At 45.7% G+C, this 21,727-nt stretch carries 23 protein-coding genes; 11 read left to right on the forward strand and 12 right to left on the reverse strand.

The window, feature by feature from the left end:
- Positions 1 to 12: 12 nt before the first annotated feature.
- A complete protein-coding gene (locus ACTXGJ_RS02110; protein WP_443564943.1) occupies positions 13 to 993 on the forward strand; it encodes a tyrosine recombinase XerC in 981 nt (326 codons plus the stop codon).
- 173 nt (positions 994 to 1,166) lie between these two features.
- Here ACTXGJ_RS02110 and ACTXGJ_RS02115 read toward each other — a convergent pair whose 3' ends face one another.
- Positions 1,167 to 2,039: a carbon-nitrogen hydrolase family protein gene (locus ACTXGJ_RS02115; protein WP_443564944.1), complete on the reverse strand. Its 873-nt coding sequence runs from the start codon at positions 2,037 to 2,039 to the stop codon at positions 1,167 to 1,169.
- A gap of 203 nt (positions 2,040 to 2,242) precedes the next feature.
- Between ACTXGJ_RS02115 and rpoN the strand changes: the two genes are divergently transcribed.
- Positions 2,243 to 3,922, forward strand: coding sequence for an RNA polymerase factor sigma-54 (gene rpoN / locus ACTXGJ_RS02120; RefSeq protein WP_443564945.1), 1,680 nt, complete (start codon positions 2,243 to 2,245; stop codon positions 3,920 to 3,922).
- Positions 3,923 to 4,374: 452 nt separating this feature from the next.
- A complete protein-coding gene (gene hpf, locus ACTXGJ_RS02125; protein WP_439240281.1) occupies positions 4,375 to 4,755 on the forward strand; it encodes a ribosome hibernation-promoting factor, HPF/YfiA family in 381 nt (126 codons plus the stop codon).
- Positions 4,756 to 5,106: 351 nt separating this feature from the next.
- Here hpf and thiS read toward each other — a convergent pair whose 3' ends face one another.
- From thiS to ACTXGJ_RS02145, 4 genes are all read right to left on the reverse strand, one after another.
- The gene (thiS, locus tag ACTXGJ_RS02130; RefSeq protein WP_439240279.1) at positions 5,107 to 5,307 is read right to left on the reverse strand and encodes a sulfur carrier protein ThiS; all 201 of its coding nucleotides are present in this window, start codon (positions 5,305 to 5,307) and stop codon (positions 5,107 to 5,109) included.
- A gap of 106 nt (positions 5,308 to 5,413) precedes the next feature.
- On the reverse strand, positions 5,414 to 5,779 hold the full coding sequence (locus ACTXGJ_RS02135) for a DUF423 domain-containing protein (protein ID WP_439240277.1): 366 nt from the start codon (positions 5,777 to 5,779) through the stop codon (positions 5,414 to 5,416).
- Positions 5,780 to 5,848: 69 nt separating this feature from the next.
- A complete protein-coding gene (gene rpoH, locus ACTXGJ_RS02140; protein WP_439240665.1) occupies positions 5,849 to 6,712 on the reverse strand; it encodes an RNA polymerase sigma factor RpoH in 864 nt (287 codons plus the stop codon).
- Between the two features lie 274 nt (positions 6,713 to 6,986).
- Entirely contained in the window at positions 6,987 to 7,457 is a 471-nt protein-coding gene (locus tag ACTXGJ_RS02145; RefSeq protein ID WP_443564946.1) for a sulfurtransferase TusA family protein, read from the reverse strand.
- A 290-nt stretch (positions 7,458 to 7,747) separates the two neighbouring features.
- On the opposite strand from ACTXGJ_RS02145, the gene ACTXGJ_RS02150 reads away from it, so the two are divergent.
- The gene (locus ACTXGJ_RS02150) at positions 7,748 to 9,340 is read left to right on the forward strand and encodes a M48 family metalloprotease (RefSeq protein WP_443564947.1); all 1,593 of its coding nucleotides are present in this window, start codon (positions 7,748 to 7,750) and stop codon (positions 9,338 to 9,340) included.
- Between the two features lie 61 nt (positions 9,341 to 9,401).
- Here the strand turns inward: ACTXGJ_RS02150 and ACTXGJ_RS02155 are convergent, their stop codons facing one another.
- Together ACTXGJ_RS02155 and rpsU are read right to left on the reverse strand one after the other, a co-directional pair.
- Complete coding sequence (locus tag ACTXGJ_RS02155; protein WP_439240270.1) at positions 9,402 to 9,851, reverse strand: GatB/YqeY domain-containing protein; 450 nt, start codon at positions 9,849 to 9,851, stop codon at positions 9,402 to 9,404.
- Positions 9,852 to 10,053: 202 nt separating this feature from the next.
- Positions 10,054 to 10,269: a 30S ribosomal protein S21 gene (rpsU, locus tag ACTXGJ_RS02160; protein ID WP_025645021.1), complete on the reverse strand. Its 216-nt coding sequence runs from the start codon at positions 10,267 to 10,269 to the stop codon at positions 10,054 to 10,056.
- Positions 10,270 to 10,701: 432 nt separating this feature from the next.
- On the opposite strand from rpsU, the gene ACTXGJ_RS02165 reads away from it, so the two are divergent.
- From ACTXGJ_RS02165 to ACTXGJ_RS02175, 3 genes are all read left to right on the forward strand, one after another.
- Complete coding sequence (locus ACTXGJ_RS02165; protein WP_443564948.1) at positions 10,702 to 11,232, forward strand: c-type cytochrome; 531 nt, start codon at positions 10,702 to 10,704, stop codon at positions 11,230 to 11,232.
- Positions 11,233 to 11,375: 143 nt separating this feature from the next.
- Positions 11,376 to 12,413, forward strand: coding sequence for a tRNA (adenosine(37)-N6)-threonylcarbamoyltransferase complex transferase subunit TsaD (tsaD, locus tag ACTXGJ_RS02170; protein WP_443564949.1), 1,038 nt, complete (start codon positions 11,376 to 11,378; stop codon positions 12,411 to 12,413).
- Positions 12,414 to 12,445: 32 nt separating this feature from the next.
- Positions 12,446 to 12,817 (forward strand): CrcB family protein, encoded by a 372-nt coding sequence (locus ACTXGJ_RS02175; RefSeq protein WP_443564950.1) that lies wholly within the window; start codon positions 12,446 to 12,448, stop codon positions 12,815 to 12,817.
- 68 nt (positions 12,818 to 12,885) lie between these two features.
- Here ACTXGJ_RS02175 and ACTXGJ_RS02180 read toward each other — a convergent pair whose 3' ends face one another.
- The 5 genes from ACTXGJ_RS02180 to potA all read right to left on the reverse strand — a co-directional run bounded on the left by ACTXGJ_RS02180 (position 12,886) and on the right by potA (position 17,562).
- Positions 12,886 to 13,266 carry a hypothetical protein gene (locus ACTXGJ_RS02180; RefSeq protein WP_439240260.1) on the reverse strand — a complete coding sequence of 127 codons (381 nt, stop codon included), beginning with the start codon at positions 13,264 to 13,266 and terminating at the stop codon, positions 12,886 to 12,888.
- A 337-nt stretch (positions 13,267 to 13,603) separates the two neighbouring features.
- Positions 13,604 to 14,494 (reverse strand): LysR family transcriptional regulator, encoded by an 891-nt coding sequence (locus ACTXGJ_RS02185; RefSeq protein ID WP_443564951.1) that lies wholly within the window; start codon positions 14,492 to 14,494, stop codon positions 13,604 to 13,606.
- Positions 14,495 to 14,573: 79 nt separating this feature from the next.
- The gene (gene potC, locus ACTXGJ_RS02190; protein ID WP_443564952.1) at positions 14,574 to 15,380 is read right to left on the reverse strand and encodes a spermidine/putrescine ABC transporter permease PotC; all 807 of its coding nucleotides are present in this window, start codon (positions 15,378 to 15,380) and stop codon (positions 14,574 to 14,576) included.
- Positions 15,380 to 16,267: a spermidine/putrescine ABC transporter permease PotB gene (gene potB, locus ACTXGJ_RS02195; protein ID WP_443564953.1), complete on the reverse strand. Its 888-nt coding sequence runs from the start codon at positions 16,265 to 16,267 to the stop codon at positions 15,380 to 15,382. Before potB ends, potC begins: the two co-directional genes overlap by 1 nt.
- Positions 16,267 to 17,562: a spermidine/putrescine ABC transporter ATP-binding protein PotA gene (potA, locus tag ACTXGJ_RS02200; RefSeq protein WP_443565081.1), complete on the reverse strand. Its 1,296-nt coding sequence runs from the start codon at positions 17,560 to 17,562 to the stop codon at positions 16,267 to 16,269. The genes potB and potA overlap by 1 nt, the downstream gene beginning before the upstream one ends.
- Before the next feature lie 449 nt (positions 17,563 to 18,011).
- Here potA and ACTXGJ_RS02205 point away from each other — a divergent pair, with 449 nt between their 5' ends.
- The 4 genes from ACTXGJ_RS02205 (at position 18,012) to ACTXGJ_RS02220 (ending at position 21,676) form a co-directional block, all read left to right on the forward strand.
- Positions 18,012 to 18,647 carry a carbonic anhydrase gene (locus ACTXGJ_RS02205; protein WP_439240251.1) on the forward strand — a complete coding sequence of 212 codons (636 nt, stop codon included), beginning with the start codon at positions 18,012 to 18,014 and terminating at the stop codon, positions 18,645 to 18,647.
- A 143-nt stretch (positions 18,648 to 18,790) separates the two neighbouring features.
- Entirely contained in the window at positions 18,791 to 19,342 is a 552-nt protein-coding gene (gloA, locus tag ACTXGJ_RS02210) for a lactoylglutathione lyase (protein WP_439240249.1), read from the forward strand.
- A gap of 57 nt (positions 19,343 to 19,399) precedes the next feature.
- Positions 19,400 to 20,392, forward strand: coding sequence for a mechanosensitive ion channel family protein (locus ACTXGJ_RS02215; RefSeq protein WP_439240247.1), 993 nt, complete (start codon positions 19,400 to 19,402; stop codon positions 20,390 to 20,392).
- A gap of 60 nt (positions 20,393 to 20,452) precedes the next feature.
- A complete protein-coding gene (locus ACTXGJ_RS02220) occupies positions 20,453 to 21,676 on the forward strand; it encodes a hypothetical protein (RefSeq protein WP_443564955.1) in 1,224 nt (407 codons plus the stop codon).
- Positions 21,677 to 21,727: the final 51 nt, after the last annotated feature.

Raw genomic sequence — 21,727 nt, forward strand, 5'->3', positions numbered from 1 at the left:
AAGAGAGCATTTATGAGCGTCAAAGACTATGCCAATCCGGCAACGGATATAGAGCCAGATGCGGTATTACGCGAGCTATTGACGCCGGTGAACCGTTGGTTAAATATCTTATCAGTACGCAATCACTCTGAGCATACTTTAGCGGCGTATTTTGCTGGTGTTAATCAGTTGGCATTATATCTGCGCGGTAAGCGTCTGACTTGGACGCGCTGCGATAAGCGGCAATTGGCTCAGCATATCTCTCAGCGCCTCGATGAAGATAAGCTTGCTCTAGCTAGCGTGCAGCAAGAGCTCTCCGCGATTCGTCATTTTTATAGTTGGCTTATCGAAGAGGATATAGCGCGTATCAATCCGACGACTGGCTATCAGCTCAAGCGTAGTCCGCGGCCGCTGCCCTCTATTGCCGATATTGATTTGCTCACCCAACTTCTAGAGCAAGAACTACCCGATACCCCCGAGCAGGCGCGATTGTGGCTGCGTGATAAGGCTATGTTTGAGCTGCTCTATAGCAGTGGTTTACGGGTAGGCGAGCTGGTCGCGCTCGATATGATGGATATCGATTTAGCTGATCTACGCGTTCGGGTGACCGGTAAAGGTAATAAAACGCGTCTGGTTCCTATCGGTAGCAAAGCCGCTGCAGCAATTGAGCGCTACTTACCGCATCGTAACCTTTGGGTCGAACAACAAGATAGCGCCTTATTTATCAGTGAAAAGCTCGGTACGCGGCTGTCCACTCGCGCCGTGCAGCAGCGTTTAAAGGTCGCGGCCAAACGCGCCGGTATCGCGCAAAATCTTTATCCGCATCTACTGCGCCACTGCTTTGCCTCTCATATGCTCTCTGGCAGCGGTGATTTGCGCGCGATACAAGAGATGCTCGGCCATAGCGATATTAGTACCACGCAGATTTATACGCATGTCGACTTTGCTAAGCTGACGCAAGTCTATGATCGCGCCCATCCGCGTGCGACTCATGCTCAGCAAGATAGTGAGTGATAGTAAAATTAAAAATGACACTGCATTTAATATACAAGTTATGTTCGTGGAACTGGGATGAATTTTATGCAGCCTCTGTGATAACAGCACGCCAGTAAAATTTATACCAGTTCTACGTGATAATATAGCGTTTTTAGTTCAATTGAATTTACACCCATTTCTTATAAATACTATTAGGCCAAGCGGTGACATTGAAAAATAGGCATTTTCTCACGGCCTTGTTGCTGCGCTGACTTATCCAAACTAGCAAATACTAAGGCATAGCCTTTGTTATCCTTAGCTTTAATCTCACTACTCTCATAACTATCGATAATCGTGCCGTCAAAAGCGGTAATGGCACTATGTCCCCAAGTCTGCCGCGTTTTATCGTCCTTATAATGATGCTCGCCCCCTTGCGCCGCGCCTATCACTAGACACTGACTATCTAGCGCCCGCGCTCGTAGCAGTAGCTCCCAATGCGCTTGTCCGGTCAGATATGTGAAAGCCGAAGGGGCGCTCAACAGCTCCGCACCGGCTTGGCGTAGGCGCTGAGCAAGCGCTGGGAAGCGCAAATCAAAACATACCATCATTCCTAGTTGATAGATCTCTCCTGCGACTTCTATAGGAGTGACTACTGTCTGGGTTCCTGGCTCAAATGTTGCCGCTTCGTTATAACTGCCTTGCTTATCGGCAACCGTCGCGGTGAATAGATGAATTTTGTCATAACGGGCTACTCGCGTGCCATCGGGCGCAAACAGCTGACTGACTTGACGTAACCTACTATCAGGAACGACAACGCCATCCGGACGAAACGGACAAGGTAGTGAGCCGGCTAACAGATGCACGTTATGCTCGCGGGCATAGCTGGCAAGCGTCGCTGATAACGACTCAAAACGCTCCGCAGTAGCAAACTGACGGCCCATGCTACAACAGTTCTCAGGCAAGACGACGAGCTGCGCGCCTTGAGTACTAGCTTCCCCAATCCCGGCTTTTATAGTGCTAAGATTGGCTTCGATATCTTGCTGACTATTCATTTGCAGCGCCGCGACGCTTAATAATTTATTCATATGGTTTCTCGTTTAATAGCAATAAACATTATTTTCTAGCAATAAAAAAGGCTATGACGCTATATATGTTATAAATTATCATAGCAAGATTACTATGAAAAATGCTATCGTCATGGCCCAATAGGGTTAATAGAGTTATAAGTCAATATCCACTGTTATTATTAAACACAACCACACCGATATTGGAGTGCAATAAACTGCTCATGAGTATGTCATTTGGCTTGGGCGCCACGCTAAACACCTCACAGAAGCTCACCCCGCAGATGCAGCAAGCTATCAAGCTCTTGCAGCTCTCTAGCCTTGAGTTAGCGCAAGAGGTGCAAGCCAAGCTCGAGAGCAACCCATTACTTGAGCGTATTGAGGATGAGGAAGACAGTTACGACAGTGATGATAATAGCGCTCTAGAAACGGCTGAAGATCCGTCAACGCTCGAGATGTGGAACAGTGGCACTAACGATAATGACGATAGTTATGACAGTTATGACGGTTACGATAGTCAAGACAGTGTAGATAGCTTCGATAAATTGCAGCAAGCCCATATCGACGGTAGCGCGATGGATATCGATAATGAAACGATGGCTGACCCTACTCATGATAGCGCCTACGCTGACCAGCACGCTTTCGAGACGACGAGTTTTACGGCAGCACCCTCAGATCAAGCCGCTTCCAGCCATATCGATTTTGATGATTTGGAGCGCTATCAAGGCGCAACAAACGCCAGTATCCAAGACTACATACGTTGGCAGCTCAATTTTAAACGCTTATCAGATACCGATACTATGATTGCCGATTATCTGATCGACGCTATGGATGAGATGGGTTTTATCCGTTTAGATATCGATGAGTTACTGCAGAGCTTTGCAACTATGGCAAGCTTTTATCAGTGGCCAGAGCCAATAGAGTACGATGAAATAACCGTCATGATTAGGGTCATTCAGTCTTGTGACCCCTTAGGGGTAGGAGCGCGTGATCTGAGTGAGTGCTTGGCCATACAGCTCAGCAAGCTTGATCTTAATACAGAACATCTAGCCGACGCGCAAGCCCTACTGTCTGCCAGCGAGCATTTAGTAAGCAATAATATTAAGGCGCTAACGCAGTCAACAGGCCTAAAAGCAGAACAGATCACCCCAGCGCTAAGCTTATTACGCCAGCTCAATCCTGCGCCGGGTCTCGCCTTTCAAAGTAATCAGCCCAGCTACGACCAAACTCCTGAGAGTTATGATATTCCGGATGTTTTGGTTACGCCCATTCGTCGCCACCGAACAGCGGCTCTTGAAGCGGATAGGGCAGTTGATGACGAGCGCTGGCAAGTCAGTCTTAATCCAGAGACGCTGCCGAAACTACGTATTAACAAAGACTACGCCAATCTAGTCAAGCGCGGTGATGATAGCTCGGACAATCAATATCTGCGTGAAAACCTCACCGATGCCAAACTATTTATTCGGAGTATTGAGGAGCGTAACCAAAACCTATTAAAGGTGGCGACCAGTATTGTGAGACGTCAGCAAGAGTTTTTACGTCATGGCGCCTCTGCCATGCAGCCTCTTATCCTAAAGGATGTCGCTGAAGAGGTGGGTTTACATGAATCTACGGTCTCCCGTTTAACCACCAGCAAATCCATCTTAACGCCTCAGGGGCTATTTTCGCTGAAGTACTTTTTTTCATCGCATGTTAGTAGCCGTGAGGGCGATATCTCGTCGACCGCTATCAGCGCTAAGATTCAACAGCTCATCGCTAATGAAGCTCCGAAAAAGCCTCTTTCTGACAGTCGTCTGCAGCAGCATTTGCATGAAGAGGGTATCGACATCGCCAGACGTACGGTAGCCAAATATCGCGAAGCTATGGGAATTGGTTCCTCCACCCAGCGCAAACAAAAATATTAGCGCGGGTGAGGATCAGTTTAGAAGATATAATAATCGCTACGAATAAAAATAAAATTTTTTGATTATATAGACTTTAGCAATAGATAACAGTTAACCTTACATTTAATTACAATATAGCGTCTTGCTACTCTTAGGTATTCATGACAAATTAGAAGGGCATCAACAGCGAAAACTGAGCGATATTTAGCAATTTAGAATCGGCGATTTAAAGCCTTTAAAAGACGGATTCAAAAGTATTCTAGGGCGTTAGTAAGGCCTGATAACGAGTTTTGACAAAAGGAGATTTGAAGAAGCGATACTTTATATAGAATGCAGTATTTGCTATATCGTCATTGATTTCTAGGACTCCCTTTTAACATCAGTTTTTGACAGTTTGATTGCACTAGCTGATAACGGTTCGTTTACCGTACTATCAGTTCACTATAAGTGGTAATAAATATAAGGATAAGTATATGAACGTATCTATTAGTGGTCACCATATCAGTGTTACCGATGCCATGAATACCGCAGTTCGCGAAAAGCTAGAAAAGATTGAACGTCATTTTGATCAAATTCAGAGCATTCAGGTTATTTTGTCTTTAGACAATAGTGGCGCTAGCGATGGTGGTAAAAAAAGCCACAAAGCCGAAGCTATCATGCGGGTCTCAGGTCAAGAAATGTTCGTTCAGGCAAAAGACGATGACATGTACAAAGCCATTAATGAGATGGCTGATAAGCTCGAGCGGCAAGTACGTAAATATAAAACTCGCCAACAGGATAAGAAGACTCGCGCGACTGGACGTGACAGCAGCTATAATAATAGCGAAGCTGCTGACGCTGCATCGGCGATGTAACGATAAACTTGCTATCAAGATAAGTCTATTATACAGATATAAACGCTTTGACTGGTTTGGTTGTACTTATAGCTAATAATAAACATAACAACAAAACTTAGTTATGCTTATGCCAGGCCAGTCAATCAGCTGTATGTAATGGACTACATCATTAATGAGTAGAGAAGTTAACCACAAGACTAGAAGTGAAATAACTAAAGGTGTAGCGCATTTTTAGCGCTAAATTTGTAGAGCAAGTTATTGCAGAAATAAAAAGACCTCAATCGTTTAGTCGGTTGAGGTCTTTTTTAGGCTTAGAATTTATCAATTGAGTTTACAAGAATAGAGCTTTATTTATAGACAATAAACGTTTTAGCCACCACCAACTGCTTGTACCACCTCGATAGTCATCCCTTCTACTACTCGCAGCTGCGCCAACTCGCTTTTAGGAATGAGATCACCATCGACCTCTACCGCATAACGCCCTTTACTTAAGCCAAGCTCATTGACTACTAATTGCACCGTTTGATGCGTGGTTTGTAAGGTCTTACCGTTGACGGTGATAGTGCTCATAAGATGCTCCGTAATCCTATTTTATAATAAGTAACCAGTGCTTTAGCCGTTTTAACCTGTTTATACTCGTATTGATATTGGCAGACAGTTTTAGCTTGCTGCAACGTTATTTACTTAAGTGAAAGGCGTTGACCGCTAGCCATAGCCAACCTGCTATCATTAGCACCCCGCCTATAGGGGTAATAGCGCCAAACCAACGCGGTGCTCCTAGGGTCATAGCGTAGAGACTACCGGCAAAAATGATAACTCCGAGCTGTAACAGCCAAGCCGTCGTCTGAGTGGCGTAATTAAGGCGCAATAATATGCCAACCAATAACAGTCCAAGTGCATGAATAAGCAGATAAAGCGTAGCGGTATGCCACCAAGCGAGCTGCTGCTCATTGACTAAGCTTTTGAGTCCATGAGCACCAAACGCGCCTAGAGCAACTGCGATAGCCATATTTATGGCAGCAATACCTATCCAATTAACCATTCTCAAACTCTTAGTTTTTATAAAAAATAGCGGTATGTATGATAAATAGTTAAACCACTAATTCAATCATTACTGGATATCGTCGGGCAAAATAACACTCTCAATCGTCATGGCATCGCGAATTTTGTCCATCGCGTTCTTTTCGATCTGACGCACACGCTCGGCCGATATAGAATAGACCGCTGCCAATTCATGCAAGGTGGATTTTTGCTCACTAAGCCAGCGCTGCTCAACGATATCACGAGAGCGATCATCCAACGTACCCATCGCTTCTATCAACGCGGATGAGTTATTGGCTTCCCAATCAGACTCTTCTATCATCTCAGCCGGGTCTATCCCGTCCTCTAAGAACAGCTGCGGCGCGTAACGTCCATCGTCATCATCGCTCGATTGGGTCTCAAAAGAGGCGTCATAAGAGGTCAGCCGCGATTCCATCTCTAGCACTTGTTTGCGCGTGACGTTGAGATCGTTAGCAATCGCGTCAGCTTCTTCTAAAGTCAGCTGGTTGTTGGTCTTTTTCAGGCTGCGCAGGTTAAAAAATAACTTACGATGCGCTTTGGTGGTAGCTACTTTGACAATGCGCCAGTTACGAATCACAAACTCATGAATCTCAGCTTTGATCCAATGCACGGCAAAAGATACTAAGCGCACGCCCTTATTTGGATCGAAACGCTTGACCGCTTTCATCAGACCCAAATTCCCTTCTTGAATCAGATCCGCTTGCGGTAGGCCATAGCCTGAATAGCTACGCGCGATATGTATCACGAAGCGCAGATGCGACATCACCAATAACCGCGCCGCCTCGACATCGCCCTCATCATAATAGCGGTGCGCAAGCTCTTGTTCTTGCGTCGGAGTGAGAATAGGGATTTGGTGCACGGTATTAATATAAGCGCCCAAATTTACCCCAGGAGCCGACAGATGAGTTGGCATGGCAGGAACTAAGTCGCGAGTGCTGGTCTTTTCTAAAGCACTAGCATCGTATGGCGGACGCTTAGCCGCTGCCTCCAATGCCGCTTTGCGCGCGGCATTTTGCTCAGTAGTCACCTTGTCATTACTACGAGTTTTTTTGGGTGGTGAAGATTTTTTTGTCGCAGAATCAGTGGTAGGAGTAGTCATATCTTTGACCTTAATCAAGTAAATAGGCAAATAAATAAACAAGTATGCAAAATAAAATAATTATGATAATTGTAAAGGATAGCAGTGCTTAGTTGCTATCGGTTTTGGTAATGATGAAGTGAAATATTGTATCGGCTGCTTGTGTCTTTTTGTCATCGCTAACGGCGTTATCAGTGACTGTATTCACTAAAATAACTAACGAAGCAGCACTATTAGCTTGAGATTGTCGACAAAAAGCAGTGATGTCCGCTTGCGAGTTGGGATCAGTAGCAACGATATATAAAGACTCACCTACCGCTACCTCTCGTAGAGCTACTTTAGTCTTTAATAATGGCATCGGACAAGCCAAACCGCGACCATCAACGAAACCTTTTATAATAATGGTAGAGTCAGTTTTTATGCTTGCTTCATCATTTAAGTTTGACTTTACCTCACTAATATAAGAGTCAGGTAATAGCGCTAACAAATTAGCGATGACTTGTTGCTCATCGGCAGACAAAGCCGATGATACCTTTATGCCATAAGGGGCAGATACAGGAGTTTTAGACGCAGCTGACATAAAACAAACCTTGAACGATAAATGCTTATTATAACAAACTGCTAGGCTAGGAGAGCAGTTGAATATCATCATCACTACGTTTGATAAATATAGCTTTAAATAAGCAAAAATATAAGGCAAAGCATTGCACAATAATGTTACTTAACCGTGACGCTTGCTGAGATATTAGTAGTTAATACTGGCGAATAATTGACGTTATACCGCCAAGCTTATATAGTCGAAAAGAGCCAACATACTTAAAGTAAGCGGCTGGGGCATTTGCTGGCGCTATTCAAAAATAGGATACTCATTTGAAGGTTATTCATCGTCCATCGACTCATAGTTTACTTATGCTGACACTGCTATTTAGTAGTGTTAGTTATGGTGCGAGCGTGCAGCAGAGTCGCTCTGAGCCACTAGCAGCGATACCAGCGGCGCAAACGTCAGCTTTTGGTACCTGGCAACAGCCGTCCAATGAGCTTGAGCTCCCCAACTTACAAGGACAGTCGCTCAGTTTTGCTGATCAATATCAAAATAAACTCATTGGTGAGTGGTCGCTACAAAACATCAATGGCCGTACTAAGATGGAGCATGATCCTTGGATTCAAGAGACGATCAAAGCGATGACTTGGCGACTCAACGCCCAAGCTCGTCAGCAAGCGCCGTTAGCTTTAGTTATTATTGATAATCCAAGTATTAATGCGTTTGCCGCGCCCGGCGGTATCATCGGCATCAATACTGGTACTATATTAGCGGCGGATAGCATGGACGAATTGGCAAGCGTCGTCGCTCACGAAGTAGCCCATATTAGTCAGCGCCATTATGAGAGCGGTGCAGACGCGCGCAAAAAAGCGCTACTGATGCAAATCGGCGGCATGCTAGCAGCGATTGCCGCCTCAGCGGTCGATGGCGATGCGGCCGCGGCAGTGATGATGGGCTCACAGACGGCGACTATGAATAGCAGTATGGCCTTTAGCCGTAGCAATGAGCGCGAGGCGGACCGGGTTGGCATGCAGATTATGACGCAAGCGGGCTACGATCCCCGGGCTATGCCTAGCTTTTTTGCGACGATGAACCAAAAAAGTCAGCTCAATCAAATTGAAAACCGTTATTTGCCAAGCTTTGCGCGCTCGCATCCTTTAAGCAACGAGCGCTTAAGCGAGTCGCAAGCCCGCGCTCAGCGGTATGCGCCTTTATCTTTGACGCAGCAGCAGCGCCATCAAGCTTTATTCGATTTATTGTATTGGCGGGTGCAAGTCATGGGCAAGCATACGTCAGAGACAGCGCTGACCACCGCCGCCAACAGCAGTAATGGCGCCAAGCTAGCATTAATGTATTGGTACAGTCAGCAGCAACGCTTCGACGATGCTGATAAGCTGATGAAAGAGCTTTCAGCGCTACCAGCATCCCAGCTACAAATACTAGAGCCGTTATTGTCTATCACCTATAGCCAAGTGCTCAGTGAACAAAACCGATGGCAGCAAGCGGTCGAAATCTTGAGCGCGCAGCAGCGCCTCTATCCGGAGCGCCGTGATTTGCGGCTATACTTAGCAGAAGCCCTCACCAGTAGTAATCAACCGCTGCAGGCGCAAGCGTTACTCAAGCCATTAACGCAAGAGCAAGCTAGTGACCGTTATGCTTGGCAAAGCTTGCAACTGGCTAACGAAAAACTCGCTAAAATGTCAAATTCAGCTTCTATAAAAGCGATTGCTACTATTAATGCCTTACGTTATCGCAGTCATGATCAGCTCTGGAATGGGCGCTATGACTCCGCGTTGACGTCTTTGACGCAAGCTGAGCAACTGGCTAAACAAATGCCAAACCCCTCTAGCCGCAGCCCTTTATTAGCCAGTATCAAAAAAGAAATCACAGAGGTAAAAACCGCCCAAGACTTTAAGCCTTAGGCGGTTATGATGCGCGCTCTCTAATTTGCTATAAAACCCATACCGTTTGATTGGTATAAATTTAGCCTTGCAGTGCTTCTTTGACAAGTCTTGAGATAACAGCAGGATCCGCGCGGCCTGCGGTTTTGGTTTTTAGGGCGCCCATGACACTACCCATATCGCGCATAGAGGTGGCGCCTTGTTCGCTAATCTCTTTATTAACTAACGCGGCAAGCTCGTCGTCATCCATCTGTTTTGGCATAAACTCATTGATAATATCAATCTCGAACTGCTCTTTACTTGCCAAATCATCGCGGCCATTTTCGGTAAAGATAGCCAAAGACTCTTGACGCTGTTTGAGCTGCTTTTGCAGTATCTCTAACACCCCTGCATCATCTAGCTCAATTTTGCGATCGATCTCGATCTGCTTGACGACAGATTGCACATTACGCATCACTTTGACGCGCTCAAGCTCGCGGGCTTTCATAGAAGTGACGATAGTATCTGCTAATTGTTGTTTTAGTGCACTCATGATGGTGGCTAATCCTTGTTCATGTTTTTATAGAGGTTTTAGTTAATCAGTATTGACCCAAAGTCATTACTAATTGGCAATAATAAAAATTGTAGCATAAAAAACGCCACTGATATCAATCGATAACAGTGGCGCTAGTCGCTGTACTATTATTAGTACTATCAATATTAGTACTAATAGTCAGTCATTCACTGACTTATTATTAGTACATACGCGTGGTACGAATAGTATCGCGTTGCAGTTTTTTCTTATAACGCTTTACGGCAGCCGCTTTTTTGCGCTTGCGCTCTTGCGTTGGCTTTTCATAAAACTCACGCTTACGTACATCTGACAATACGCCAGCTTTTTCACAAGCACGCTTAAAACGACGGATAGCGATATCAACGGGTTCGTTTTCTTTAACCTTAACTGCAGGCATGAAGACTCCTTATAGGGATGAGATACAAAGGCATTAGTTTGGCTGTGTATTAGTATTTAGCGGTAATATCTCAAGATTAACGCATCAGCTCAAACTAGGATAAGCTTGCACAGAAGTACAAGGGCGGTAATTTTACCTAAAATCATCAATAAAGTCAAGGATTTTGGAGCGTTTATCGTCACTCAGCGCTAGCCTATCAAAAGGCAAATTCTTCATTATTAGATTGTTTAGAGCTATATTATTTTATCAGACTTAATTCTCAATACCGTCTGTTTTACTTATTTACTTCATAAAATAATACTCGGCAAGTCACAAAAATGCCGATAAAACACCTTATGACGATAACGGCTTTAGCCGAATTTATGCTATGATAATTGCAATAATCCAGTAAGCTTTATAGGTTTTTATATCAATTTTGGTGAGGATGTTGGAATGAGAAAAACGGCACTAAACACAGCATTGTGGACGACTCTAGTGGTCAGCTTAGGCGTTAGTCTTAGCGCTTGTAGTGGTGGTCATGAAGAGGTAAAAGCGCCAGAGCGAGTCGAGGAGGCTGCTGAGATTGCTCGTGCCAATGCTCCTGAAGCAGAAGATATGGAGTTTGCAGAAACAGAGCCTATGGTCGTCGCGACTGCAGACACCGCCGGCACTGAAGATGAAGATGTAGATATGGCAGCGTCAGCAGTTGCAGAAGAGAGCGCTGGTGATTCTGAGGATCTAGCGGTAAACGTTGGGGCTGAGCTTTATGATAAGCAGTGTATGGCTTGCCATGCTACAGGTTTATTAAACGCGCCAAAATATGGCGACGCTGCGGCTTGGGCCCCGCGTATCGAAAAAGGCGTAGCCACGTTAACGGATCATTCAGCTAATGGTTTCAATCAGATGCCAGCGCAGGCTTATAATGGCGTGACCGAAGATCAGATCAAAGCTGCTGTAGAATATATGATTGCTGCTGCTAGCTAATAGCCATCATTCGCTCTTGAAATTTGTTAAATGAGCCGTCATTGTGTGCTAACAATGGCGGTTTTTTGTCATTAAGATCATGAGTGTTAAAACACTGAGAAACGTAAGTACACCGCGGTTACTTCAGAAATAAAGGCGATGGCATGAAAGTATTAGGCTTAGAGACTTCCTGTGACGAGACCGGTCTGGCTATTTTTGATAGCAAGCAGATCGATAGTGCCAATAAAGGCCTGATCGGGCAAGTGCTGTATTCGCAAATTGAGCTGCATGCGGTCTATGGTGGCGTGGTGCCTGAGCTGGCTAGCCGCGATCATATTCGCAAACTAGTGCCGCTGCTCGATGAGCTATTAGCGCAGTGCGATATGAGTAAAGATGATATTGATGCTATCGCTTATACTAAGGGTCCAGGGCTGATTGGGGCACTGATGACAGGCGCATTATTTGGTCGCAGTTTAGCTTTTGGTTTAGGTATTCCAGCTATTGGCGTGCATCATATGGAAGGCCATTTGCTTGCACCGCTGATGGGCGCTAATCCGCCGCCGTTTCCTTTTGTCTCCTTGCTGGTCTCTGGTGGTCATACTCAGCTTATTGCTGCTCGCGGCATCGGCGAGTATGAGATATTGGGCGAGTCCATCGATGATGCCGCTGGAGAGTGCTTCGATAAAGCGGCTAAAATGCTCGGTTTGCCGTATCCGGGTGGCCCTAATATTGCCAAATTAGCAGAATCGGGCAATCCGCAAGCTTACGATTTACCACGTCCTATGCTACATCGCGGTCTTGATTTCTCTTTTAGTGGGATGAAAACGGCGGTGCATAATCTCATAAAGGATACGGCAGGTTCAGATAGCGATGCACAAGTACGCGCCGATATTGCCGCGAGCTTCCAGCATGCAATGGTTGATACTTTAGTAAAAAAATGCGTAAAAGCGCTTAAACAAGCGGATATGAATCGGCTGGTTATTGCAGGCGGGGTGAGTGCTAATACTCATTTGCGTGAGACCTTAGAGACGGAATTGGCCAAAATCAATGCCACCGTACATTACGCACCGCCCGCTTTGTGTACAGATAATGGCGCGATGATTGCTTATGCAGGCTTTGAGCGCTTGAATGCGGGTCAGAGCGATGATTTGGCAGTGAGCTGCGTGCCGCGTTGGCCGATGACCGAGTTGCCTGCGGTATAAAGTTTAAAAGCTATATAAATTAAGGATAATCTATGCAGTGGCTTGCCATTGGTTTGGGAGCAGCATTTGGTGCGTGTTTGCGTGGCTATTTAGCGCGCTTTAACTCACTGCATCATTGGATACCGCTTGGTACGCTTGGCGCGAATGTGTTGGGAGGTTTACTAATCGGACTGGCGCTCGTTTGGTTTGAGCGCATGGGTAGCAACTTATCTCCCAATATCAGGCTATTTGTGATTACTGGGTTTTTGGGCGGACTGACGACTTTTAGCACTTTTAGTGCTGAGGTATTTACTTTTATTAGCGCCGGTAAACTGTTAGCTGGTTTGGGGTTGGTTGGCTTGCATGTTGGCCTGACTTTATTGGCTACAGCAGTTGGGTTTTATTTATTTAAGTTGGTGCTTTGAGCTTTTATATATATCACTTGCTTAATGAGTGGTCTGATTTAAATAGTTCTGTTGGAATATATGCTTTTTCACACACACATTTTACTGACTGTAATTTCATTTTCGTACTTACCGGTAGGCCCGTAACCACCTTCAGAGCCAATCACTCCAACCACGCAAGTTTCAAACAACTTGTAATACCCATCTTGACCAATTTCAGTAGACTTTTTCATCAAAAGCTGTTTTGGATCTGCTACATAGTAAATTTTGCCATTCGCCTCTAGCTCATGTACTTCAAAGCTTCTTTTAAAACTTCCATGTATCTTTACTTCTTCTGGAATTTGCTTTGCTATAGTTTCTAATGGGTTCTCTTTTACTTCATTGATGCTGTTAGACTCTTTTTTACTGCAACCGACATTTAAAAGCATAAGTGTCGCAAACCCTATTACTACCAATCTGAGGTTAGACATTGAGTCTTCCTTACCAATGTATTAGTGAGTTAGATTTCTTATAGTACAAAGTCAAAAAAGCGTTTTATAAATATAAAAATAGCTCTCCTTTAATAGATTGTTATTGACTAAATTAAGCAGTTGTACAATAAAGTTGACACCTTTTAACGAAAGAAACTTCATAAGTAAATTATAAATTACACTACCAATATCTAAACAGCTCAAACCACTGATACCATTAGCCCACAGTCAAAGGTTCAAGTCCTCACTAGGGAACCATCATTTACCACAACGCTCATCATAAAGTAACAAAGCGGAGGATATCTCATGACCAAAAAAAGTAATAGATAGTGAAATATTAAACCGGCTTAATAATCCCATCAAGCAAACTGGCAAACCCTTGCATATAAGCCGTATCTTGACTAGAAGTACGCGTAGCCGCATATAGCTGACAATGCACGCCTTCTCCTAATGGTCTTGAAACTACCCAGCCTTTTTTCTCATATTCGCTTACCACCCAATCGGGCAGGGCTGCCACGCCGCGTTCACTAGCCACTAACTGAATCAGCATCGCGGTGAGCTCAGTGGTGCGAATATCTTTAAAGCTGACCTCAGATGGCGTCATAAAATTAGCAATAATATCGAGGCGCTTGGCTTCTACCGGATAAGCGATCAAAGTTTCATCGACCAAATCTGTAGGCGTTACAAAGTCTCGTTCAGCCAAATCGTGAGTAGGTGAGAGTACCAAGCGACTCTCATACTCAAATAACGGCTGATAGCTAATACCCTCAAGGGGCAAATTGCTAGTCGTAATCAGCAGGTCAATATCACCTTCCATCAATAAGTGGTGCGGCTCTGGCTCAAAGCCAGTGGCAAAGTCCAGCTCGACATCCGACCACTCGCGGCGATAGTGATTGAGTATCGGCATCAGCCAATCAAAGCAGCTATGACATTCAGAGGCCAGACGCAGGCGACCGGCTTGGCCATGGGCTAAGCGCTTTAAGTCGTTTTTGGTACGCGTCACTTGCGGTATGATACTATCGGCTAAGGCCAGTACCGCTTTACCCGCAGGGGTGAAGGTGAGCGGGCGTGTGCGGCGATTGACGAGGCTGATATCGTAGTAATTTTCCAGCTCTTTGAGTTGATGCGAGACCGCAGAAGCGGTGACATGAAGCTCGTCAGCTGCTGCTGCTAGTGAGCCATGCGCACGTAGTGCGATTAAGGTATTGAGATGGCGAAGCTCTAGCATAAATAACTCAATAGTGAGGATGAAGTGGATTCATTATAGGTGATAAGGTGCTGAAATTCACTCATAAATATCAATAGGGCTAACGACGACGTAATAATAGCTGTGAAATAATTACTAATACTAATGAAGCGGCTAACAACAACGTACCTACGGCATTGACCTCAGGTTTCAGTCCGACACGCACCATAGAATAAATGCGTAGCGGTAAGATCTCATAGCTTGGGCCGGTCACAAAAGTCGAGACTACCACATCATCGAGCGATAAGGTAAAGGCCAATAGCCAGCCTGCCATCACCGCTGGCAAAATTACTGGAATAAGTACGGTGCGCACCATGGTTGCCTCAGACGCGCCCAAGTCACGCGCCGCTTCCATCAGCTTCTCATCTAAGCTACTCAAACGCGCAAAGACGGTAATCACCACAAAAGGCAAGCAAAAAGTGATATGCGCAAGCAATAAAGACACAAAACCAAGCTGCAAACCAATCAATAAAAACAGCGCCAATAACGAAATCGCTAACACAATCTCAGGCGACATCATCAGCACAAATAGTAAGCCATTAAGCAAACCTTTACCGCGAAAGTTATAGCGATGTAGCGCCATAGCGGTCAAAGTACCGATCAACGTAGAAACCGTTGCGGCGACCAATCCCAGAACGATAGAGTGCCAAAAAGCATCGAGCATCGCCTGATTATTAAACAGCGACTCATACCATTTTAGGCTGAAACCGCCCCAATTATAGCCCGTCTTAGACTCGTTAAAAGACATCACGACTAAGACGATAATCGGCAGATAAAGCAGCAGATAGATTAGACTTAGATAGCTCTTGGCAGCGATGCTAGCTAGTTTTAGCGACTTTTTTGGTTTATTCACTGAGTTAGCAGACATTAGGCCACCTCATTAAAATCAGTTTTGCCAATGCGTTTGCTACTAGCGCGATAAGCGAGCAATAATACCGCCATCGCTAGGGTCAATAATACGCTAGCTGCTGCGCCAAACGGCCAATCGCGCGCATCCAAAAACTGGTTTTTGATGATATTACCCACCAGTAAGTTACGCGAACCGCCCAAAATATCAGCGACGTAGAACATACCCATCGCCGGCAATAATACTAGTAGGATGCCGGAGATGATACCAGGGGTGGTCAGTGGCAGCACGACGTGCCAAAAGGTTTGACGTTTTGAGGCGCCTAAGTCCTGCGAGGCAAGTAACATATCATTACGCAAGTCGGTAAACACCGCATATAACGGCAGCACCATAAATGGGAATAATAGATAAGTTAAGCCTGCGATGACCGCGCCTTGGGTATAGAGCATGTTGATAGGCGTCTCGATAATGCCAATAGCAAGCAGCGCTTTATTAATCAGGCCATTAGTCGCAAGCAAAAGCTTGAGCGCATAAACGCGCACTAAGGAGTTGGTCCAAAACGGTAATATCAGTAGCAGCATAAGCAGTGGCTGCCAGCGCGGCTTGGCTCTAGAGACCAGCCAAGCAAAGGGATAACCGAGTAATAAGCACAGCAAGGTTGTGATACCTGCCATCCATAGTGAGTGGACAAACACCTCAAAATACAGCGGATCTAATAAGCGCAGATAGCTCTCAATAGTGACCGGCAGGCTAATAAAGTCGCTGGTATCGCGCGTCAAAAAGCTGACTGCAATCACTAATATGTTAGGCAATAGCGCAAAGATAAGCAGCCAGCCCCAAATCAGCCATAGGGTAACAGTGCGAAAGGGGCTATTAGTGCTAAGACTTTTAGGACTACTACGCGCCATTAGTCTCTATCCTTTTGCATTGTCTTGATAGGATCAGCAGTGTCGGTAGCTAGGCTCTCAGCGGCGGCATGATTAAACTTTACCTCATCGGCCACACCATCAATACTAGCGTCATCGTCCGCCAGCACCCACTCCCAACCATCGACCCAAGATACTTTTACCGCCTCATTGATTTTGTAATCAAAGCTCGGATCATCTTCATCAAAGAACTCTGAAGCTTTGATGATATGGCCGTTTTGCAGCTCGATAATAGAGTCAAGAGTGCTGCCTTTATAATTACTTTCGATCACTCGGCCTAATAATCCAGCATGAGTACTATCGGCGGGATCATAGATACGCAAATCCTCAGGCCGCAGCAGTAAGTTGACGATATCGCCGACTTGCACGGCATTGGCAAAGTCAGGACGGCGCAAATTACGTAAGTTAGTGGCTCCGTCTTGCGCCTGCGCTTCACAAACTTCTACTTCGATACGGCCATTAGAGATCTGGCCATTGCGATCTGGCTGTTCAGGATAGACGCCGCGCACCTCTGCTTTAAAGAGATTGGCCTCGCCGATGAATTTGGCAGTAAATAAGTTCGCTGGGGTCTCGTAGATCTCAATAGGGGTGCCAATTTGCTGAAACCTGCCGTCTTTCATCACCGCAATGCGATCTGACATCGACAGCGCTTCTTCTTGGTCATGAGTGACAAAGACAAAGGTGATACCCAGCTCGCGCTGCAGGCGTTTGAGCTCAGACTGCATCTGCAAACGCAGTTTATGATCAAGAGCGGAGAGCGGCTCATCAAGCAATAATAGTTTAGGACGATTGATGACGGCGCGCGCGATAGCTACGCGCTGCTGCTGACCGCCGGAGAGATCCTGCGGACGCCGATTGGCTAGATGCTCCATCTGCACCATCGCTAGCACCTCGCGCACCCGCGTTTGAATCTCAGCCTTGGGTACTTTTTTGATCTTTAAGCCATAAGCGACGTTTTGCGCTACGCTCATATGCGGAAACAAGGCGTATTGCTGAAACACGGTATTGACCGGACGTTTATCAGCAGGCAAGCCTGCCATTTGTATGCCATCTAGTTGAATTTTGCCAACGCTTGGTTGTTCAAAACCAGCAATCAGACGCAGCAGGGTGGTTTTGCCACAACCAGAAGGCCCAAGCAGAGTCAAAAACTCACCATGCTTGATGTCGAGCGTAATATCGCGCAATACTTCGGTCTGATCGTAAGACTTTTTGATCCCTGTCAGTTGCAGTAGCGTCTTGCCAACAGGGTCGGTGCTATCAATTTGCGCGCTATCCATCTTAGCAGACTGGGTAAAAGTAGAAGCGGCGGTCGCGGGCGAGTCAGTCATGAACGAAAGTCCTGATTATCCAAATCAATCTCATATTTAGCGAGAGACAAGTGTGGGTTATTATAACAAACCCGCTGAGCAAATAAGTGCAAGTTCGTTAGGGTCTGTTGAACATTCGCAAATGAGCACGGCCGAATGGTCAACAGACCCCTATAGATTGCAAGAGAGCGTCAAACTGATCACGTCCGCCGAAAATAGCAAACCGCTGTTAACCATAAAAAGCAAATTTTATTATTAATCGCTTTTTTATTACTATACAATTATTACGGTTACTGGTTTAAAGCAGATACCTTACCAGTTAACACTTTATGATTGAAATGAGCTGGTTTTAGAGCCAATGTTCTAAAGCTAGCTATTCAAATCTAATTATCTACCCGAAGGTTACTGAAGGATATCTTATGACAGCCGAGAACCGCCCAGCAACAGGTGCTGAAGCATTAGAGATGTTGAAACAAGGCAATATTCGCTATGTAGAAAACTTAACCGCCGAACCCTGCACACAAAAGCGACCGGAGCTAGTCAGTATCCAGAATCCTTTAGCTATTATTTTGGGCTGCTCAGATGCGCGCGTACCGGTAGAGATTGTCTTCGATCAAGGTTTAGGCGAACTCTTTGTCATTCGGGTCGCAGGTAATGTCGTGGCACCATCGCAGATAGGTTCAGTCGAGTTTGCGGCTGACAAGTTCGACACTAAGCTGGTCGTGGTGTTAGGACATTCGCACTGCGGCGCTGTTACCGCTTGCGTTGATGCTTTAATCAATCCTGAACAAAACTACTCTCCAAACCTACAATCTATCGTCGATCGTATTCGTCCTAGTGTTTATAATCTGCATGAGCTTGCCACCGCTGATGGTCAAGACGTCGATGCTGATGAGTTAATTGAGCGCTCAATACGCGCCAATGTACGTACTTCAGTGAGTCAGCTCAAGTACGGCTCACGTATTTTAGAGGATTTAGTAGGCAGCGGCCAACTACTAATCGTTGGCGCAGAATATGACTTGCAGACTGGCAAGGTAAGTTTTTTAGAGGAATAATGGTTGGTTATTAAAGTCTGTTGAACGGCCTAAGGACTGTTGAACAGTTGACCATGGCATCGACAGATCCTAATATAAGTACAATTATCATTATATTTTTTAACGTGATAGGGTAATTAACAACATCAATAATAGAGGCTATTATGTCAAACGATATGTCAACTCATCAGCAACCCGATAACAGTGTAAAATCAGCGGGCGTCCAGGCCATTGCTACGCAAACTGACGGCTTTACCTTCAATCACACTATGCTCAGAGTGAAGGATCCGGTCAAAGCTTTGCACTTTTATACTGGCATACTGGGCATGACTTTATTAGCGGTAAAAAAGTTCCCTGAAATGAAGTTTGATTTATATTTTTTGGCTAAGCTGACTGATGAAGAGCGTGACAACCTCCCCACGGGTGATGATTTAGCCATCTATACCTTTCGTCAGCGCGGAATTTTAGAGCTGACCCATAACTATGGCACAGAAGATAAAGCCGATTTTAGCTATCACGATGGCAACGAAGAGCCACAAGGCTTTGGTCATATTTGCTTTACCGTGCCTGACTTAGAAGCAGCGGTCGCTTGGTTTGATCAAAACCATGTCACCTTCAAAAAGCGTCCCGAAGAAGGCGGCATGAAAAACATTGCTTTTATTAAAGATGTCGATGGCTATTGGATTGAGATCGTCCAAGCGGACTTAATGGGCTAGCGTAGCGTTTATAGTGTACTGATCATAGCCAATACTAACTAAAGGATAACCTGTTTTATGTCGAGCCCTGTCGCTACTGCTGAACCCACTGCGGATACCGCAACGGATGTTGTGCCTACTGATGCTATGACTTATCACACTATCGTTGATACCGCCAACGAGCTAGTGATGAGCTTTGTCGAGCGCATTCCTTATTTTGTCGCCGCGATAATCGTTATAGTTATTTTTTGGTTATTATCGCTGTTGTTCAAAAAAGTGGTGCGCAAGATATTAGGAAGTCGGAGTCGCCATCAAAACTTAGTCAAAGTGTTCCAGCGCATAGGCGGCGCGCTGATATTTTTTATTGGTTTTATGATTGCGATGGTGGTTGCTATCCCAGGCTTTACCCCAGCCAAACTGATAGGAGCGCTCGGTATTGGTTCCGTGGCGATTGGTTTTGCCTTCAAAGACATCTTCCAAAACTTGCTATCTGGTATTTTACTGTTGATCTCCGAGCCGTTTCGTATTGGCGATCAGATTGTCTCAGGCGATTATGAAGGAACGGTCGAGGATATTAAGATCCGCGCGACTACAATTAAGACCTATGACGGTCGGCAGGTGGTCATCCCCAACTCTGATTTGTATACTTCAGCGTTGACAGTCAATACCGCTTACAAGCAGCGCCGCTTGCAGGTAGAGGTGGGTATCGGTTATGAGGATGATATCGAAGAAGCCAAGGCAGAGATTATCCAAGCCCTAAAAAAAGCAGATACAGTGTCAGTTAAAGCAGATCCAAGTATCATTGCCACAGGGTTTGGTGGCTCATCTATGGATCTAACGGTACGCTGGTTTATTGAAGATGGTACGCAAGCTAATAAAGTAGCCTCTATCCATCAAGTGATCGTTGAGATCAAAAAAGCGCTCGATGCAGCGGATATCAATATTCCTTTCCCTATACGCACGATAGATTTGAGTGATCCGTCAGTAAAAACTGTCGTCAATGACTTAAATGACTCAAATAAATTGGATCAAACACAAACGAGTGATGCCAATAAAACATCAATAGAATAACAGGATGACTGTAAGATCGCCGGGTCAGTTGCTATTGTCGCCTAACAGAAGCCTCCTTTTATGACCAATAGAACCATCGCCCTTGGTGTCATGAAACTTAGCATTGCTAAGAGGACAGACGATGCTAAGGCAAATGATTTGGTTGGCCTAAACACATCAACAAACACGTTAGATAGCTTGACCGAGGCGGCAATGGTCAAGTTCAATCAAGTCATACAAGAAAGGTTAAACATAGAAGTCGCGTCGTTTTCTTTTGCAGGGCCAGGCCTCACTCCTGATGAGAATGGCTACCGCGCGCTTGATTTTGTACAGATTGGCATCAATGAGAAGACCGAGCGCAAGCTGGCGTTTTTGCTGATTATCACCGATGTAGAGATTGCTGCCGCATCAATGTCCTACCTGCTAGCGCTGCCCTCCCAGCTCACCAATGTGGCAGTGATCTCTACGCGCCGGCTAATCGATAGTAGCGAGGACAAGCGTTCTCAAGAAGCACTACGTACCGAACGGTTGACGACCTTGATGTTGCACTGCTTTGGACGTCTGCTCAATCTAGACTACGCCGCAGATACAAGCAATTATTTGGCTCGCGTACAAGCAGCGGAGGATTTAGATGCTATGCAGCACTTTACAGAGGCTCAGCATCAGCAAATGGTTCAGAACCTGCCGCGCGAGGCCAATGACCGCTACTCCCAAAGCAGCGAAAAGGGCAGCAAACTTGCTTTTATTGTCCGCCATATCTTAGGTAATCTGCCGCGTATCCTACGCGGCGCGATCCGCGCCAACCCGTTACGCATCACTACCAAGCTACCCACTATGATCGCCGCCGCGCTATCGGTGATTATTGTGCTTATCTTTGGCGGCGAGACCTGGGACTTCGCCGCCTCGGTGTCTTATGCGCAGTTGGCTGTTTTTGTGCTGGCCAGTTTTTTGGCTGCCAGCTTTGTCCTTTATCGAGCTTTTTCTTTTCGGTTGATTTCCACACGGCGAGGGCAGACCTCAGAGAGCTCAGTGGTGACTGCTGCCGCCACTTATTTGGCGCTGATGCTGACGCTGATTTGTCTGTTTTTTATGTTCGGCGTGCTGATGTACGGCGTGGTGATCTTTGTCTTCCCAGACCCCTTGATGAGTACTTGGACATCGGATAAGGACGGCTCAACCTTAGGCGCTCACATGCGTCTGGTGATTTTTTTAGCTTCTGTGGGCGTGCTATCGGGCTCACTTGGTGGCTCGGCGGATTCGCGCTCAGTGGTACGCAATGTGCTGTTTGCCGCTGACGAGACTTAATGAGTGGCTTAGCTCAGCACCAAAAAACCGCTATATCAGCTGATATAGCGG

This window comes from Psychrobacter sp. 1Y11 (assembly GCF_052259045.1).
Classification (GTDB): domain Bacteria; phylum Pseudomonadota; class Gammaproteobacteria; order Pseudomonadales; family Moraxellaceae; genus Psychrobacter.